14 protein-coding genes and 1 tRNA gene are annotated in these 17,449 nt (G+C 72.3%); 12 read left to right on the forward strand and 3 right to left on the reverse strand.

Annotated elements, in window-relative coordinates; all coding sequences use genetic code 11:
• Positions 1-142: 142 nt before the first annotated feature.
• The 4 genes from OHT51_RS26045 (at position 143) to OHT51_RS26060 (ending at position 6,478) form a co-directional block, all read left to right on the forward strand.
• Positions 143-1,036: an FAD binding domain-containing protein gene (locus OHT51_RS26045; RefSeq protein WP_328881332.1), complete on the forward strand. Its 894-nt coding sequence runs from the start codon at positions 143-145 to the stop codon at positions 1,034-1,036.
• Complete coding sequence (locus tag OHT51_RS26050) at positions 1,033-2,679, forward strand: 2Fe-2S iron-sulfur cluster-binding protein (RefSeq protein WP_328881333.1); 1,647 nt, start codon at positions 1,033-1,035, stop codon at positions 2,677-2,679. The genes OHT51_RS26045 and OHT51_RS26050 overlap by 4 nt, the downstream gene beginning before the upstream one ends.
• Positions 2,676-4,985: a xanthine dehydrogenase family protein molybdopterin-binding subunit gene (locus tag OHT51_RS26055; RefSeq protein ID WP_328881334.1), complete on the forward strand. Its 2,310-nt coding sequence runs from the start codon at positions 2,676-2,678 to the stop codon at positions 4,983-4,985. Before OHT51_RS26050 ends, OHT51_RS26055 begins: the two co-directional genes overlap by 4 nt.
• Before the next feature lie 293 nt (positions 4,986-5,278).
• Complete coding sequence (locus OHT51_RS26060; protein ID WP_328881335.1) at positions 5,279-6,478, forward strand: SUKH-4 family immunity protein; 1,200 nt, start codon at positions 5,279-5,281, stop codon at positions 6,476-6,478.
• A 106-nt stretch (positions 6,479-6,584) separates the two neighbouring features.
• Here the strand turns inward: OHT51_RS26060 and OHT51_RS26065 are convergent, their stop codons facing one another.
• Both OHT51_RS26065 and OHT51_RS26070 read right to left on the reverse strand, forming a co-directional pair.
• Entirely contained in the window at positions 6,585-7,832 is a 1,248-nt protein-coding gene (locus tag OHT51_RS26065; protein WP_328881336.1) for an LPXTG cell wall anchor domain-containing protein, read from the reverse strand.
• Positions 7,833-7,942: 110 nt separating this feature from the next.
• A complete protein-coding gene (locus tag OHT51_RS26070) occupies positions 7,943-8,641 on the reverse strand; it encodes a neutral zinc metallopeptidase (protein WP_328881337.1) in 699 nt (232 codons plus the stop codon).
• Between the two features lie 204 nt (positions 8,642-8,845).
• Here OHT51_RS26070 and OHT51_RS26075 point away from each other — a divergent pair, with 204 nt between their 5' ends.
• The gene (locus OHT51_RS26075) at positions 8,846-9,268 is read left to right on the forward strand and encodes a hypothetical protein (protein WP_328881338.1); all 423 of its coding nucleotides are present in this window, start codon (positions 8,846-8,848) and stop codon (positions 9,266-9,268) included.
• 34 nt (positions 9,269-9,302) lie between these two features.
• Here OHT51_RS26075 and OHT51_RS26080 read toward each other — a convergent pair.
• A tRNA-Cys gene (locus OHT51_RS26080) sits at positions 9,303-9,374 on the reverse strand.
• Between the two features lie 214 nt (positions 9,375-9,588).
• On the opposite strand from OHT51_RS26080, the gene OHT51_RS26085 reads away from it, so the two are divergent.
• The 7 genes from OHT51_RS26085 (at position 9,589) to OHT51_RS26115 (ending at position 17,356) form a co-directional block, all read left to right on the forward strand.
• Positions 9,589-11,043, forward strand: a complete 1,455-nt coding sequence (locus OHT51_RS26085; protein ID WP_328881339.1) for an MFS transporter — start codon at positions 9,589-9,591, stop codon at positions 11,041-11,043.
• 304 nt (positions 11,044-11,347) lie between these two features.
• On the forward strand, positions 11,348-11,599 hold the full coding sequence (locus OHT51_RS26090; RefSeq protein ID WP_328881340.1) for a type II toxin-antitoxin system death-on-curing family toxin: 252 nt from the start codon (positions 11,348-11,350) through the stop codon (positions 11,597-11,599).
• Positions 11,600-11,739: 140 nt separating this feature from the next.
• The gene (locus OHT51_RS26095) at positions 11,740-13,548 is read left to right on the forward strand and encodes a DEAD/DEAH box helicase (protein WP_328881341.1); all 1,809 of its coding nucleotides are present in this window, start codon (positions 11,740-11,742) and stop codon (positions 13,546-13,548) included.
• A gap of 315 nt (positions 13,549-13,863) precedes the next feature.
• Positions 13,864-14,505, forward strand: coding sequence for an IclR family transcriptional regulator (locus OHT51_RS26100; RefSeq protein ID WP_328881342.1), 642 nt, complete (start codon positions 13,864-13,866; stop codon positions 14,503-14,505).
• An 82-nt stretch (positions 14,506-14,587) separates the two neighbouring features.
• Entirely contained in the window at positions 14,588-15,370 is a 783-nt protein-coding gene (locus OHT51_RS26105) for a chorismate synthase (RefSeq protein WP_328881343.1), read from the forward strand.
• Positions 15,367-16,476 carry an o-succinylbenzoate synthase gene (gene menC / locus OHT51_RS26110; RefSeq protein WP_328881344.1) on the forward strand — a complete coding sequence of 370 codons (1,110 nt, stop codon included), beginning with the start codon at positions 15,367-15,369 and terminating at the stop codon, positions 16,474-16,476. Before OHT51_RS26105 ends, menC begins: the two co-directional genes overlap by 4 nt.
• An 88-nt stretch (positions 16,477-16,564) precedes the next feature.
• The gene (locus OHT51_RS26115) at positions 16,565-17,356 is read left to right on the forward strand and encodes a YlbL family protein (RefSeq protein ID WP_328881345.1); all 792 of its coding nucleotides are present in this window, start codon (positions 16,565-16,567) and stop codon (positions 17,354-17,356) included.
• The last annotated feature ends 93 nt before the right edge of the window (positions 17,357-17,449 follow it).

The raw sequence follows: 17,449 nt of genomic DNA on the forward strand, positions 1-17,449 counted from the left end.
TGAGGTGGGCGAATGCCTCCTAGCGGACCCGTGTCCTCGGGTCCTGCGAAGATGTGCCAGAGTTGCCACGTCCGCCCTGTCAGCACGTACCGTACGGCAGCACAGGTGGGACCAGGTGGGGCAGCGGGAAGGGGCAGCCGGTTTGACCACGCACGCACCGCAGGCGGCGCAGTCCGTCACGCTGCCCACGACGCTGGACGAGGCCGTCGCGGCACTGGCCGCCATGCCCGCCGCCGTGCCCGTCGCGGGTGGCACCGACCTCATGGCCGCCGTCAACTCCGGGCAGCTCAGGCCCGCCGCGCTGGTCGGCCTCGGCAAGATCAGCGAGATCCGCGGCTGGCAGTACCAGGACGGTCACGCGCTGCTGGGAGCCGGCCTCACGCACGCGCGTATGGGCCGCCCCGACTTCGCCGCGCTGATCCCGGCGCTCGCCGCCGCCGCCCGCGCCGCGGGCCCGCCGCAGATCCGCAACGCGGGCACGCTGGGCGGCAACATCGCCTCGGCGTCCCCGACCGGTGACGCCCTGCCGGTCCTCGCCGCCCTCGAAGCGACCCTGATCGTCGCGGGCCCGGGCGGAGCCCGCCGGGAGATCCCGGTGTCGCACCTGCTGGCCGGCATGGAGATGCTGCGCGCCGGCGAACTCATCGGCTACGTGCGCGTGCCGCTGCTGCACGCCCCGCAGGTCTTCCTCAAGGCCACCGGCCGCACCGGCCCGGGGCGCGCCATGGCGTCCGTCGCCGTCGTCCTCGACCCCGCCCGGCGCGGCATCAGGTGCGCAGTGGGCGCCATAGCGCCGATGCCGCTCAGGCCGCTGGACGCCGAGCACTGGGTCGCCCAGCTGATCGACTGGGACAACAACCGCGCGATCGTCCCCGAGGCGCTGAACGCCTTCGGGGAGTACGTCGCCGCGGCCTGCATTCCGGACCCGACGCCGGCCGAGGACGGCTCCGTGCCGCAGCATCCGCCCGCCGTACTGCACCTGCGGCGCACCGTCGCCGCGCTGGCCCGACGAGCACTGGGGAGGGCGCTGTCGTGACCGACGACCAGCACGGAGAGGGCACGCCCCAGGGCGCGGGCCGCTGGGACCCGCTGCCTCAGGGCGACTACGACGACGGCGCCACCGCCTTCGTCAAACTCCCCGAAGGGGGCATCGACGCCCTCCTGGCCTCCTCGGACACTCCGCTCGCCGCGCGCGGGCACGGCTATGTGCCCCCGCAGATAACGGTCACGCCGGGACCGGGCACCGACCCCGCCGCCCCGGGCGGCTGGCCGGTCGCGGGTGCGCCCGACGGCAACGCGCAGTGGCCCGACCCCAACGCCGTGCCGCAGGACGGGGGCAGCGGCCAGTTCACGTACAACCCCGGGGCCACCCAGCAGTGGAACTTCTCAGAGACCGCCGCAGGCCAGGACGCCGCTGCCGCGCCCCGTCACGACGTCACCGGGCAGTGGTCGATCCCCGTCGCCGACGGTGACCTTCCGGACGAATCGGGCGAGTTCACCACGTCGTCGCTCGTCGAGCAGTGGGGCGGAACGCCTCCGGCCACACTGCCGGGCGGCGCGCCCGCGCCGTGGGCACCGCAGCCGACCGGGCAGCCGTGGGCACCGCACGCGCAGGCCGGGGTGGCCGGGGAAGCGGTGGAAGCCGGGCCCGCGGCCGGGCATCCGACGGGCGCCGGGCACGTGCCCGGACGACCGGGGCACCCCGGGGCGTACGCCGGTGACCAGCACGCCGTACACGCCGGCGACCAGCCCGGCGAGCGGCGTGCCGCGCACCCGCAGGACCAGGCCGCCCCGGGCGCGCCCGACTTCGCCGCCGAGGCGCCCACCCAGGACGCCGCCGAAAGCGCTTCAGAGGCCCCACAGGCCGCTTCCGGGCCCACCGGGCGTGCCACGGACGCCCGGGGCGCCGCAGAGGCCGCAGAGGGCCCGGCAGAGGCTTCCGCCGCGTCCGTCCCGGCCGAGGCCGGCCACTCCGACGCCGAGGCCGCGCAGGAGCCCGAGGAGACCGCCGCCTCCGACGAGGCACCGGCGCCCACCGGCGAGGAACACCCTCTCGCCTCCTACGTCCTGCGCGTCAACGGCGCCGACCGGCCCGTCTCGGACGCCTGGATCGGCGAGTCGCTGCTCTACGTGCTGCGTGAGCGGCTCGGCCTCGCGGGCGCCAAGGACGGCTGTTCGCAGGGCGAGTGCGGGGCGTGCAACGTACAGGTCGACGGACGGCTCGTGGCGTCCTGCCTGGTGCCCGCCGTCACCGCCGCCGGCAGCGAGGTCCGTACCGTCGAGGGCCTGGCCGCCGACGGGCAGCCCTCCGACGTGCAGCGCGCGCTCGCGCGGTGCGGCGCGGTGCAGTGCGGCTTCTGCGTACCCGGCATGGCGATGACCGTGCACGACCTCCTGGAGGGCAACCCGGCGCCGAGCGAGCTGGAGACCCGCCAGGCGCTGTGCGGCAACCTGTGCCGCTGCTCCGGCTACCGGGGCGTGGTGGAGGCCGTCAAGGAGGTCGTCGCCGAACGCGAGGCGCACTCGGCGGGCGACGACGGCGAACAGGACGGCGACGAGCCGCGTATCCCTCACCAGGCGGGCCCGGGAGCCGGCGGGGTCCACCGCTCGGCGTTCGAGGCCCCCGGTGCCATGGGACCGCATGACCAGGCGTACGGACAGGACGGAGGCCAGACGTGAGCAACGAAGCCGCCACCGCGACCACAGCCGCGGAGGCAGCCCCCGCCCCCGAGCCGATCCCGCACGGCCTCGGCGCCTCCCTGCCGGCCGCCGACGCCCGCGCCAAGACTGAGGGCACCTTCCCGTACGCGGCCGACCTGTGGGCCGAGGGCCTGCTGTGGGCGGCCGTACTGCGCTCGCCGCACCCGCACGCGCGCATCACGTCCATCGACACCACCCACGCGCGTGAGATGCCCGGCGTCCGTGCCGTCGTCACGCACGAGGACGTGCCGGGCAGCCCGCTGCTTGGCCGTGGCAGGGCCGACCGCCCGGTCTTCGCCTCCGAGGTCGTACGCCACCACGGCGAGCCCATCGCCGCGGTCGCCGCCGACCACCCGGACACCGCGCGCCTGGCCGCCGCGGCCGTCATCGTCGAGTACGAGGTGCTCGACCCGGTGACCGACCCCGAACAGGCCTTCGAGGCCGAGCCCCTGCACCCCGACGGCAACCTGATCCGCCACATCCCGCTGCGCCACGGCGACCCCGACGCGGCCGGCGACATCGTCGTCGAGGGCCTCTACCGCATCGGCCGCCAGGACCCCGCCCCCATCGGCGCCGAGGCGGGCCTCGCGGTACCGCGCCCCGACGGCGGCGTGGAGCTCTACCTCGCCTCGACCGACCCGCACACCGACCGCGACCGCGCCGCCGCCTGCTACGGCCTGGAGCCCGAGCGCGTCAAGGTCGTCGTCACCGGCGTCCCCGGCGCCACCGCCGACCGCGAGGACCAGGGCTTCCAGCTCCCGCTCGGCCTGCTGGCGCTCAAGACCGGCTGCCCGGTGAAACTGACGGCCACGCGCGAGGAGTCCTTCCTCGGCCACACGCACCGGCACCCCACCCTGCTGCGGTACCGCCACCACGCGGACGCCGAGGGCAGGTTGGTCAAGGTCGAGGCGCAGATCCTGCTGGACGCGGGCGCGTACGCCGACACGTCCTCCGAGGCCCTGGCCGCCGCGGTCGCCTTCGCCTGCGGCCCGTACGTCGTCCCGAACGCCTTCATCGAGGGCTGGGCCGTACGCACCAACAACCCGCCCTCCGGTCACGTACGCGGCGAGGGCGCGATGCAGGTGTGCGCCGCCTACGAGGCGCAGATGGACAAGCTGGCCAAGAAGCTCGGCGTCGACCCGGCCGAACTGCGCCTGCGCAACGCGCTGGCGACGGGCGACGTACTCCCGACGGGTCAGACGGTGACATGCCCGGCCCCCGTCGCGGAACTGCTCCAGGCCGTACAGGACCACCCCCTGCCGGCGCTCCCGAAGGACACGCCCGAGGACGAGTGGCTGCTGCCCGGCGGCCCCGAGGGCGCGGGCGAACCCGGTGCCGTACGACGGGGCGTGGGCTACGGCCTGGGCATGGTGCACATGCTCGGCGCCGAGGGCGCGGACGAGGTCTCCACGGCGACCGTGAAGGTCCACGACGGCGTGGCGACGGTGCTGTGCGCGGCCGTCGAGACGGGCCAGGGCTTCGCGACGCTGGCCCGGCAGATCGTCCAGGACACGTTGGGCATCGACGACGTGCACGTGGCGCCCGTGGACACCGACCAGCCCCCGGCGGGCGCGGGCTGCCGCGGCCGCCACACCTGGGTGTCGGGCGGCGCGGTGGAACGGGCCGCCAAGATGGTCCGTACGCAGCTGCTGCAGCCCCTGGCGCACAAGTTCGGCATGTCCACGGAGCTGCTCCAGATCACCGACGGCAAGATCACGTCGTACGACGGCGTCCTGTCGACCACCGTCACCGAGGCACTGGACGGCAAGGAACTGTGGGCGACGGCCCAGTGCCGCCCGCACCCGACCGAACCGCTCAACGACGCCGGCCAGGGCGACGCCTTCGTGGGCATGGCGTTCTGCGCGATCCGCGCGGTCGTCGACGTCGACATCGAACTGGGCTCGGTCCGCGTGGTCGAGCTGGCGCTCGCCCAGGACGTCGGCCGGGTGCTCAACCCGGCCCAGCTGGAGGCGCGCATCGAGGCGGGCGTGACGCAGGGCGTGGGCATAGCGCTCACGGAGAACCTGCGCTCCGCGCGTGGCCTGATCCGCCACCCGGACCTCACCGGCTACTCCCTGCCGACGGCCCTGGACGCCCCCGACATCCGGATCGTGAAACTGGTCGAGGAGCGGGACGTGGTCGCGCCCTTCGGCGCGAAGGCGGTCAGCGCGGTACCGGTGGTGACGTCCCCGGCGGCCATCGCGTCGGCCGTACGCGCCGCCACGGGCCGCCCGGTCAACCGCCTCCCGATCCGCCCACAGGCGGCGGTGGTGACCGGCCAGTGAGCCGGCGGCCCCTTCGGAGCTGAGCGCGGAAGGAGACCGCGGCGGGAGACCGCTGCGGTAGTTCTCGCGGCAACAGAACGCGCGAGAAGGGAACGCGCGAGGGTGGGCCGAGCGTCTGATGATGTGAAGCGCTGTCAGTGGTCGTGCCGATTCGGCGGGCGTTGTGATTCGGCGGGCGTTGTCAGTGGTGGCGCGTAGTGTTCTGGGCAGTGGGGACGGCGGCCGGGGTCGGCGGGCCGGTCGGTCGGCTGTGTCGTGCCCAGGGGTGGTGGGAAAGCGCATGCGGGGGAGCCATGAGCACGACGATCACGACGCACGCCGGTGATACGGCGATCATTCTGAGCGAGGCCGCGCTGGATCCGCACGTCACGCACGCGTCGACGCGGCGCTGGCTGACCGGACCCGGACTGCCCGGCGACAGCGGCGTGTTGAGCTTCGCCGAGCTGTGCCGGGACGGCCTGCGGACGGTGGCGGACTCGACGGGCGATCCGGCGGGCCGGCTCGCGGCGGAGCTGCGCGACCAGCTGGTGATAGGCGGACTGCTGGGCCCCGGCGGCCTGGAGACGGAATCGGTCCTGCTGGACGGCGCGACGGGCGAGGTCTCCACGGCGTACTTCCTGCACGACCGCCCCGACCTGATGGACCGTCGTGCGCTGGCGCCGTCGCTGCGGACGCTGGTCCGGTTCGCCGAGGCGACGGACGAACTGGCGGGCCTGCGCGGCCAGTTCGCCTCCTACGTCGGGCGCTACGGCCCGCAGGCGGTGGCGGACGCGTCCCGGCATCTGCTGGCGGTGTTCGACGAGGGCGCGGACGGCGAGCCGGCGCCGTTCTGGAGGATGGCCGCCCTGATCCGCCCCCTGGCGCTCGTGGCGGGCCGTGCCGGGCATTCGGGCCTCGCCCTGGACCTGCCCCGGCGCCTCCTGGACCAGGAGTTCGGGCAGGGCAAGGTGGTGCGCTTCGAGGAGGTCGACTTCCCCGCCACGCTCACGCACGAGCCGACGCGCCGCTTCCTTCGTGAGGTGGGCCTGCCGGAGAACGGCTTCCTGTTCTGCCTCGACACCGATGTGCCACTGCAGACGCTGGCCGAGTACTACTCCGACGACGAGTGGTCGGCGGAACTGCCCCTCGGGGCCGGCCACTTGATTCGCCTCGGCCATCTCGTGGAGGACAACAGCCTGGTCATCGACGGCGCGACGGGCGCGGTCCTGAACTGGAGCGAGCCCGAGGCGAGGCTCTTCCCCCTGAACACGGACGTGTCCACCCTCGCCTTCACGCTCTGGCTGCTGCACCGCGAGCAGGCGATCGACGAGCAGTCGGGCCACGCACTGACGACCGACACCTACGACCAGCTGGCCATGACCATGCTCCAGGTCCTGTCGACGGTCGACCCGACCGGCATCAGGGCTGCGGGCGGGGACGGCCGGCACTACTGGACCGAGGTGTTCAAGGACGAGTCGAGCGGGGTGCTGGAGTCGGTGGGCGGGGTGTGGTGAGGCATGCGACGCGGGGCTGGGCGGCCGGCTGATCACCGAGACCCTGGAAGGGCCCGCCTCCTCCAGACCCACGTCGCGCGGACGACGCCGTATCCCTGAGGCGCCGTCAGGAGGACTTGCCGACGGCGCGGCGACGGCGTACGGCCAGGACCAGGGCACCGCCGAGTGCCGCCACGGCGGCTGCGGTGCCGGCGATGAGCGGGGTGCCGTCGGAGCCGGTGCTCGCCAGGTTGCCGTCGACGGATCCGGTGGAGCCGCCCGTCGAGGTGCCGGACGACGTGGAGCCGGTGCCGCCCGTGCTCCCGTTGCCGCCGGTGGACTGTCCCTCGGGGTCGTTGCCGTTGCCGGCCGTGGTGGAGCCGCCGTCCGTGGATCCGCCGCCGGTGGAGGAGCCGCCGGAGGTGGCCGGGCCGGGCTCGTAGTCGGTCGGGATGGCTATGCGGATCTGGGCCTTGTCGTTGGCGGGGTTCTTGTCGAAGGCCGGGTGGATGTCGTAGACGGAAGTCGCCTTCACCTCACCGGTGGTGGTCCGGGTGTCCTCCCCGATCTTCAGCATGAAGGTGAAGGAGAGGGACTCGCCGGCCTCGATGGTGTGGTCGGCCGGCCAGCAGACGTACGTGGACTTGCCCGGCGTCCCTCCGGGCCCGGACGGACCGTCGATGCCGAACGGCGCGCAGTCCTCAGGCACTTCGGTGGTGGTCGTGCCCTTCGGGATCCGCACCATGAGCGCCGGCTGGTCGTCGCTCTCCTGGTTCTGGATCCAGCCGGGGCCGTCATTGCGGAGCTGCACCGTGATGGACTGCTTGTCGCCCGCGAGGGCCTCCGTGTCCTCACCGACGGCGACGAGGTCGGCGGTGCTGTCCGCGGTCAGGGTCAGGCGCCGGTTGCTGTCGTCGAACCCTTCGCCCGGGGCCTCACCGGTGGCTGAGGTGCCGTACTCGACCGCCTCCATCAGGGCGTGGGGCAGCGCCTTGAACCGTACGGGCGTCTCGACCGAGGCGCCGGGTTCGATGACGGTGTCGAGCTCGCACAGCGCCTGCCTGACCTTGTCCCCGACGGTCGAGTAGGTGCAGCCCTCGACGGCCGCCGGGAAGTCGAGCCCCCGGGTCAGCCGGATCCGGAAGGTGACGCCGTCCGCGGCCGCCGTGCCCTTGTTGGTGATGATGACGTTCTCGTCGTACACCTCGCCCGGCTTGGGAGACGCACTCGGCAGAGTCGAGATCACCAGGGAGGGGTCACCCTCCTCGGCATACGCCGCGGGGGCGACGACTGCGGGCAGCGCCGCGACGGCGGCGGCAGCGGTCACGAGGGCCGCCGAGTGACGGATGTGCGAGGGGCGGATGCGCTGGCGCACGGATGGGTCTCCTCGTAGGACAGGAAGTACGGCGACCGGAGGTTGGCCGTCCAGTCATGTACTGGACACCTGGAGGGCGCCTGGGGTTGTGCTGTCCGTACGTGGAACTGTCACTGGGCCGTCAGGGGCAAGCAGGCGTCAACTCCGCCTTCCAGCCCTCTGATGAAGGCGTTGCTCCGCTGATCGGCGTTCCCGTGGTCCCCCTCCGCGGTCCAGGGGAGTTCGTCGGAAACGCTGTGGATGGCCTCTATCAACTCTTTGGCGTCGCCTTCTTCGAACACAATTGTTTCGTCGTTCTGGGCGCCTTGGAGCTCTGCTCCCGCGATGCAGTCGGCCTGTAGTTCGCCGGCGACTTCTTGCAGTTGGCTGTTCAAGCGGTTTTGTATGGCGTGCCCCCACTCGTGCGCCACGATGAAGTACACATAGGCATCGCCGGTCGAATAACCCTCGCGCATGAGTCCGACGTCCCACGCCAGGTAGTCCTCCGGCCGGCAATAGGCCGCGTTGCCCGCCTCCAGTTGCTCCCCGCCGCAGGTGGGGACGTCTGCGGAGGTACCGTCGTACAGGCCCAGCACGTCGGGGGACGCATAGGTACCGGTGAAGTATTCGGGCCAGTGCCTGGTCCAGAATGCGTCGACGCCTTGCACCGCCGTATCTATGTCCTGCTCCATTGTGTCGACCGCTTTTACCCCGACCGCTCTTGCGTCGACCGCTTTTGCAGGGGCGCCGTATGTGTGTCCAGTGGTGACGAACAGCAGCGGAGCGATCGCTGCCGTCATGCATACACGCAGCCAGAATTCCCTGCTCATGGCAACCTCTGCGAAGGGGAGGGAAGGGAGGGGGAGGCGAGTAATGCGTTGAATGCAATTCAACACCCGGAACTGGCAGGTCGCATCCTCAACTGGGAGCCCGAGGCTCCCTGTTCGAGTCGCTGCACAGCAGGCTCATGTACTCGGGCGGATCTGAGTACATGAGCCCTGTTCGCGCGGCGGGCCGGCCGCAACGCTGGGCCCATGCGCCAAGGACCACTGAGAATCGCCCCCTCCCTGCTGCCGACCCTCGTGACGGCCGGCATATCGCTCGCGGGCTGGGCCGCCTGGCTGGGCTGGGACCAGCACCGTGACATACAGCCGGACGGCTCGACGACCGGCCCGTACGAGGCGTGGCAGGTGATCGGCCTCGTGCTGACCCTGCTGGTGCCGCTGTACTGGGTGGCGTCCCGGCACCGCGGCACGGTCGCCGTGTTCGGCCCCACGATGGGCCTGGCCGTCGCCGCCTTCTACGACTGGTCGGACGACGCCTCGGGCCTGTACATGGTCGGCGTGGTGATGGTCACGGCCGGAAGCCTCGCCGCGACGGCCGCGGTTTCCGCCGTGATCGGAGCCATGCCCTGGAACGGGCGGCGAGCCGGGGGCCGACAGCACCCTGCATTGTGAGGCGGACCGACGCGGGCGTCGGCTAGGGGAAGAGAGGCCGTGGCGGGATTCGAACCCACGTAACTCGCTTTGCAGGCGAGCCCCTGAACCACTCGGGCACACGGCCGTTGCACCGGCTTCGGGCGGGCTGCCCTGGTCGGTGAGTCGACCGTAGGCGGGGGTGTGCGGGCCGCTCAAGGGAATCGGTGAGGCTGCAATGGGACTGCCACACCGCGTTCATGAACGGCGTCGGTGGGGCGTCGGTCGTACGACCAAGGTCCCGGGACGGGGCATCCTTCCGACAGGGGTCAATGTCAGTTGTGGCCCTTACGCTGGCGGACATGACTGCCCTCGAGCCGCGCGACGCCGGTGTCGCGAAGAGATCCGATGTCCCCCCGGTCCCCGAGTCCGAGGGAACCGTGCTGAGCCGGGACTATCGGGCCCTGAGCATCGGGATCGTCTCCGTCGTGCTGCTCATCGCCTTCGAGGCGACCGCCGTCGGGACGGCCATGCCGGTGGCGGCGCGGGAGCTGGACGGGGTGTCGCTGTACGCCTTCGCGTTCTCGGGGTACTTCACCACCAGCCTGTTCGGGATGGTGCTCGCGGGCCAGTGGTCGGACCGGCGCGGGCCGCTCGGCGCGCTCACCGCCGGGATCGCCTCCTTCGGGGCCGGGCTGCTGCTCGCCGGGACCGCGGGGGCGATGTGGCTGTTCATCCTCGGGCGGGCCGTGCAGGGGCTCGGCGGCGGGCTCGTGATCGTCGCGCTGTACGTCGTCGTCGGGCGGGCCTACCCCGAGCGGTTGCGGCCGGCGATCATGGCGGCGTTCGCGGCGAGCTGGGTCGTGCCGTCGATCGTGGGACCGCTGGCCGCCGGGGCGGTGACCGAGCAGCTGGGCTGGCGCTGGGTGTTCGTCGGGATTCCGGTGCTCGTCGTGTTTCCGCTCGCGCTCGCGCTGCCGCAGATACGGCGGCGGGCGGGAGGACCGGTCGACGCCTCCGCCCGCGGTACCTCGTTCGACCGGCGCCGGATCCGGCTCGCCCTCGGCATCTCACTCGGCGCGGGGCTGCTCCAGTACGCCGCCCAGGACCTGCGGTGGCTCTCCCTCGTCCCCGGCGTCGCGGGCGCCGCGCTCCTCGTGCCGGCCGTGCTCGGACTGCTCCCGCGCGGCACGTACCGGGCGGCGCGCGGACTGCCGTCCGTGGTGCTGCTGCGCGGGGTCGCGGCGGGGTCGTTCATCGCGGCCGAGTCCTTCGTGCCGTTGATGCTGGTCACCCAGAGGGGGCTGTCGCCGACGCTCGCCGGGTTCTCGCTCGCAGCCGGCGGGGGGACGTGGGCGCTGGGTTCGTGGATGCAGTCGCGGCCGCGGGTGGAGCCGTACCGGGACCGGTTGATGACGCTGGGGATGGTGCTGGTGGCGGCCTCCATCGCCGCGGCGCCGAGCGTGCTGATCGAGTCCGTGCCCGCCTGGACCGTCGCCGTGGCATGGGCGTTCGGCTGCTTCGGGATGGGGCTGGTGATCTCCTCCACGAGCGTGCTGCTGCTCCATCTCTCCGCCCCCGAGGATGCCGGTACGAACTCCGCAGCCCTCCAGATCTCCGACGGCCTGTCCAACGTCGTGCTCCTGGCCGCCGGAGGCGCCGCCTTCGCCGCCCTGGGTGGTGGCACGGTGAGCCATGCGGCCACGGGGGCGTCCGGCGCCGGGTCGCATCCGGCGGCGTTCGCGGCGGTGTTCCTGCCGATGGCGGGGGTGGCGTTGGTGGGGGCTTGGGTGACCACTCGGGTGCGGGAGCGGTGAGTTGGAGCGGGGAGGGGGTTCGCCCCCGCCGCCCCTACCCGTCCCGTGCTCCAGGGGCTCCGCCCCCTCGCCCCCGACCGCCTCTGGGGGCGGCAGCCCCCAGAGGCCCGCTGTCGGCCCTGAAGGGGCCTCGTCCTCAAACGCCGGACGGGCTGGATGAAGCGGGCCAGCGTCGGGAGGTGGCGTCTCCGAGGGGCTCGGGGGCCTCGTTCACCGCCCTCGCCGAGCACGCGTTCGACGGGCGGGCGCCCGAGGCGCGGGAGCCCGGGCCGCTCGCGTCGGCGGTGCACCGGCCCGTACCCGCGTGTTCGGTACCTCGGCCTACGACGACCTCCACGAGCAGGCCGTAGCAGTGCTGCATGCCATCGCCACCAACCACCCCTTCGTCGACGGCAACAAGCGCACCGCCTGGCTCGCCACCGCCACCTTCCTCGCCCTCAACGGCGTCGACCTCACCGGTGTCGATCAGGGCGTGGCGTACGCGCTGGTCATCGATGTCGCCTCCGGTGACGAGGAGGACATCGCCGTGCTCGCGGGCCGGCTGCGGCGGTTGTGACGTCGGTCCCACCCACGTGTGACCCGGCCCCGCTCGCCCCTGGACACGGTCGGGCCGCCGGTAGGGTGGCCCGGTTGTCATACGTAGCCGAGTCACCAACACCCGTACGCCGAGCCGCCCGACCCAAGTCCCCGGAGACCGTGACTACCACCGCCGCCAGCTCCAGCTCTGCCTCCCACTCCCACCACCTGTCACCCGCCTTCCCGGGCCGCGCCCCCTGGGGCACCGCCAGCAAGCTGCGTGCCTGGCAGCAGGGGGCGATGGACAAGTACATCCAGGAGCAGCCGCGTGACTTCCTCGCGGTCGCCACTCCCGGCGCCGGGAAGACGACGTTCGCGCTGACGCTGGCCTCCTGGCTGCTGCACCACCATGTCGTGCAGCAGGTCACCGTGGTCGCGCCGACCGAGCATCTGAAGAAGCAGTGGGCGGAGGCGGCCGCGCGCATAGGCATCAAGCTCGATCCCGAGTACAGCGCCGGACCGCTCGGCAAGGACTACCAGGGCGTCGCCGTGACCTACGCGGGTGTCGGCGTGCGGCCCATGCTCCACCGCAACCGGGTCGAGCAGCGCAAGACCCTCGTCATCCTCGACGAGATCCACCACGCCGGTGACTCCAAGTCCTGGGGCGAGGCCTGCCTGGAGGCCTTCGAGCCCGCCACTCGACGGCTCGCCCTCACCGGTACGCCGTTCCGGTCGGACACCAACCCCATCCCCTTCGTGACGTACGAGGAGGGGAACGACGGAATCCGGCGGTCGGCCGCCGACTACACGTACGGCTACGGCAACGCCCTTGCCGACCACGTGGTGAGGCCGGTCATCTTCCTCTCCTACAGCGGCAACATGCGCTGGCGCACCAAGGCGGGCGACGAGATCGCCGCGCGGCTCGGCGAACCCATGACGAAGGACGCCATCAGCCAGGCCTGGCGTACGGCGCTGGATGCGCGCGGCGAGTGGATGCCGAGTGTGCTGCGCGCCGCCGACCAGCGGCTGACGGAGGTCCGTAAGGCCATCCCGGACGCCGGTGCGCTCGTCATCGCCTCCGACCAGGACTCCGCGCGCGCCTACGCCAAGCTGATCCGGGAGATCACCGGCAACAAGGCGACCCTCGTCCTCTCCGACGACGCGGGGGCGTCCAAGCGGATCGACGACTTCAGCGGAAACAACGACCGCTGGATGGTTGCCGTACGCATGGTGTCCGAGGGCGTCGACGTGCCGCGGCTCGCCGTCGGCGTGTACGCCACCACCATCTCGACCCCGCTTTTCTTCGCGCAGGCCGTCGGCCGTTTCGTGCGGTCCCGGCGGCGCGGCGAGACCGCCTCCGTCTTCCTGCCGACGGTCCCCGACCTCCTCACCTTCGCCAACGAGATGGAGGTCGAACGCGACCACGCCCTCGACAAGCCGAAGAAGGAGGGCGAGGAGGACCCGTACGCCGAATCCGAGAAGGAGATGGAGGAGGCGAACAAGGAGCAGGACGAGGACACCGGCGAGCAGGAGCAGTTCTCCTTCGAGGCGCTGGAGTCCGAGGCCGTCTTCGACCGGGTGCTCTACGACGGCGCCGAGTTCGGCATGCAGGCCCATCCCGGGAGCGAGGAGGAGCAGGACTACCTCGGGATTCCCGGCCTGCTCGAACCCGACCAGGTGCAGATGCTCCTCCAGAAGCGGCAGGCCCGGCAGATCGCGCACAGCCGCAAGAAGCCGGACGCCGAGGCCGACCTGCTGGAGCTGCCCGCCGAGCGGCGGCCCGTCGTCTCGCACAAGGAGATGATGGAGCTCCGCAAGCAGCTCAACACGATGGTGAGCGCGTACGTCCATCAAAGCGGCAAGCCGCACGGGGTGATCCACACCGAGCTGCGGCGCGTCTGCGGCGGGCCGCCGAGCGCCGAGGCCACGGCCGGGCAGCTGCGCCAGCGCATCGCCAAGGTTCAGGAGTGGGCCACCCGGATGAGGTGACGCCGGGCGCGTACGGGGGAGTGCGCGCAGGGCTCCGTACGCCGTACGTATCCGGGCAAACGGGAGTGGTCCGTACCGGCCGCTGCCCGGATTCTGGACGGAGCCTTCCGCTCAGCGAACCGGCTTCGCTAATGTCCCGCTACGCACACGCCCCGTGGCAGCGCCGCCGCGGAGCGCAGCCGTGAAGCGACGCGGTCCGGACAGTCGGTCCGGGCCGCCGGCCGATCGGCGGCCTCTGAAGCGCGTCACTGACGGGACTCGGTGACGCATCCGCCGCGAGGGGGCTGCCGACCTCACCACTAAGGAGTGGGCGTCGTGACCGCGGAGACCTCTCAGACGCTCGACCGGGGACTGCGCGTCCTCAAGCTGCTGGCCGACACCGACCACGGGCTGACCGTCACCGAGCTTTCCAACAAACTGGGCGTGAACCGGACCGTTGTGTACCGGCTGCTCGCCACGCTTGAACAGCACGCCCTGGTACGCCGTGACCTGGGCGGTCGCGCCCGCGTCGGGCTCGGTGTGCTGCGTCTGGGCCGACAGGTGCATCCGCTGGTACGGGAGGCCGCGCTGCCCGCGCTGCGTTCGCTGGCCGAGGACATCGGGGCGACGGCCCACCTGACGCTGGTGGACGGCACGGAGGCGCTGGCCGTTGCCGTGGTCGAGCCGACCTGGACCGACTATCACGTGGCCTACCGGGCCGGTTTCCGGCATCCTCTGGACCGCGGTGCCGCGGGCCGGGCCATACTCTCCGCCCGGCAGCAGCCGCTGCAGGAGCCCGGATACACCCTGACCCATGGGGAGTTGGAGGCGGGAGCGAGCGGAGCTGCCGCGCCGTTGATCGGCGTGACGGGCGTCGAGGGCAGCGTGGGTGTGGTGATGCTGGCCGACGCGGTGCCGGAGCGGGTGGGGCCGCGGGTCGTGGACGCGGCTCGGGAGGTGGCGGAGGCGTTGCGCTGACGCGGCGCGGGAGTGGCGGAGGCGAGGCGTTGACGCGCGGGTGCCCTAGGCAGGGCCCCGCACCACCTCCGACACTCGTGTCATGACCTCACTGAGCATCCGCACCGTCCACGGCCCCGCCGGGTTCACCGCTGTTGCCGACTACTTCAGTGACGTATGGCAGACGCCTCGCACCGCACCGCCCCTGCTGCCCGAGACGTTGAACAGCCTCGCCCACGCCGGTGGGGCGGTGCACGCCGCGTACGACGGGCAGCGGCTCGTCGGTGCCTGTGTCGCCGTGTTCGGCCCGCCGGCGTCGCGGGAGACGTACTCGCTGCTGGCCGCTGCCGAGCAGGGGCTCGGGCCGCAGATCAAGCGGGCGCAGCGGGCCTGGGCGGTGGAGCTCGGGGCGCTCACCATGCGCTGGACCTTCGATCCGCTGGTGGGCCGCAATGCCCGGTTCAACTTCGTGAAACTCGGCGCCACCGGCACCGGCTACCTCGTCGACTTCTACGGCCCCATGGCGGACGGAGTGAACGACGGCGACGAGAGCGACCGGCTGGAGGTGACCTGGGACCTGATCGGGCCACCGCAAGGTCTGTCCGGCCACGCCGGGCCCGGCACCCCGGATCGCGAGGCCGCGCCCGCCACCCACACGGCCCCCGACGGCGGGCCGCTCGCCCGCCGGGACCCTGAGGACCGGTATGTCTGGTGCCGCGTACCGGACGACATAGTGGCGCTGCGGGCCGCGGACCCGGAGCTGGCGCTGGGCTGGCGGCGGGCCGTGCGCGAGGTGTTCACGAAGGCCTTCGCCGACGGGTTCACGGCGACGGACATGTCCCGGGACGGCTGGTACACGCTCACCCGCCGGGAGGCCACCTCGTGAAACTCGAACGCGTCGAGATCGTCCACGTGGCGATCCCGCTGGTCAGCCCCTTCCGTACGTCCTTCGGCACGATGACGACGAAGGACACCTTCCTGCTGCACGTCGTCACGGACGCGGCCGAGGGCTGGTCGGAGTTCGCGGCCGACCCCGAGCCGCTGTACTGCTCGGAGTTCGTGGCCGGCGCGGAGATCGTCCTGCGTGACTTCCTGCTGCCGCGCGTCGCCGCCCTGCCCGTGCTCGGTGCGGCCCACCTCGCCCCGGCGATGGCGGGGATCAAGGGGCACGAGCTGGCGAAGGCTGCGCTGGAGACGGCCGTCCTCGACGCGGAGCTGCGGTCGTACGGGATGCCGCTGGCCACGTATCTCGGGTCGGTGCGCGAGCGGGTGCCGGCCGGGGTGTCGGTCGGGATCAGGCCGACGGTCGCCGAGTTGCTGGACGACGTCGAGGGGTATCTCGCCGAGGGGTACGTCCGGATCAAGCTGAAGATCGAGCCGGGCTGGGATCTGGAGCCGGTACGAGCCGTGCGCGACCGCTTCGGAGCGGACCTGCCGCTCCAGGTCGACGCCAACACCGCGTACACGCTCGCGGACGCCGAGCATCTGCGGCGGCTGGACGAGTTCGGGCTGCTGCTGATCGAGGAGCCGCTCGCGGAGAACAACCTGTACGCCCACGCCCGCCTCCAGCAGCGCATCGCGACCCCCGTCTGCCTGGACGAGTCCCTGCACAACGCCGCCGACACCGCGTCCGCGATCGCGATGGACGCGTGCCGCGTGGTGAACGTGAAGCCCGCGCGGGTCGGGGGATACCTGGAGGCGCGGCGCGTGCATGACGTGGCGTACGCGCACGGGGTGCCGGTGTGGTGCGGCGGCATGCTGGAGACGGGCATCGGCCGCGCCCCGAACCTGGCGCTGGCGGCCCTGCCCGGCTGCACGCTCCCTGGGGACACCTCGGCGTCCAGCCGCTACTTCGCCGAGGACATCACGGAGCCATTCGTGCTGGTCGACGGGCACCTTCCGGTGCCACGGTCGCCGGGCATCGGGGTGGCGCCGGTGCCCGAGACACTGCGGCGTTTCACGAAGGACAGGCGCGACCTGTACGTCACCTGACGAGCCCTGCGCGTGACCCGAACGGGGCAAACCCCGGCAGCTTTGACCTGCGCCTGGCCGGAACCCGCCGCCACGTTAGATTGATCCCGTGCTTTCTCGTCTCACGCGCCCCCGGGCCGTCGCCGTCTGCGCCCTGCCGGTCGTGGCCCTGCTCGCCACGGCCGCCTTCGCGCCGCTGCCGTTCTCGCTGACGCAGCCCGGTCTGACGGCGAACGTGCTGGGCGACAACAAGGGCGAACCGGTGATCACGATCTCCGGGGCGCCGACCCGTGACACGAGCGGCCAGCTGCGCATGACGACCATCGAGGCGACGTCCCCCGACACGGACGTGCGGTTCGGGGACGTGATCGACGCCTGGTTCAGCACGGAGAAGGCGGTCATGCCGCGCGACTCGGTCTACCCGAGCGGGCAGAGCACCCGGGAGATCGAGCAGTACAACACCGAGCAGATGAAGGAGTCCCAGGACGCGGCGACCGAGGCCGCCCTGAACTACCTGGACCTCGACGACAAGAACATCAAGGTCACCCTCACCCTCGCGGACGTGGGCGGCCCGAGCGCCGGTCTCCTCTTCTCCCTCGGCATCATCGACAAGCTGAACGGCAACGGCGAGGGCGGCGACCTCACGGGCGGCCGCAGCATCGCCGGCACGGGCACGATCGACGCGGCGGGCAAGGTCGGCGCGGTCGGCGGAGTCTCCCTCAAGACCCAGGCCGCCAAGCGGGACGGGGCGACGGTGTTCCTGGTGCCGAAGGCCGAGTGCGGCGACGCGAAGGCGGAACTGCCCAAGGGGTTGCGGCTGGTGCCGGTGACGACGCTGAAGGGGGCCGTGGGCGCGCTGGAGGCCCTGGAGTCGGGCAAGGGGACCGTACCGAGCTGCTAGCCGACGGCGGCGACGGCCGGCCGTGGCGGGGTGGCGAGGCGCAGGCCATCCTCGAGTCCACGGCGTAGCGCGTGGAGCAGCTCAGCTCAGCTC

Origin of the sequence: Streptomyces sp. NBC_00299, from assembly GCF_036173045.1 — a bacterium.
Lineage (GTDB): Bacteria > Actinomycetota > Actinomycetes > Streptomycetales > Streptomycetaceae > Streptomyces > Streptomyces machairae.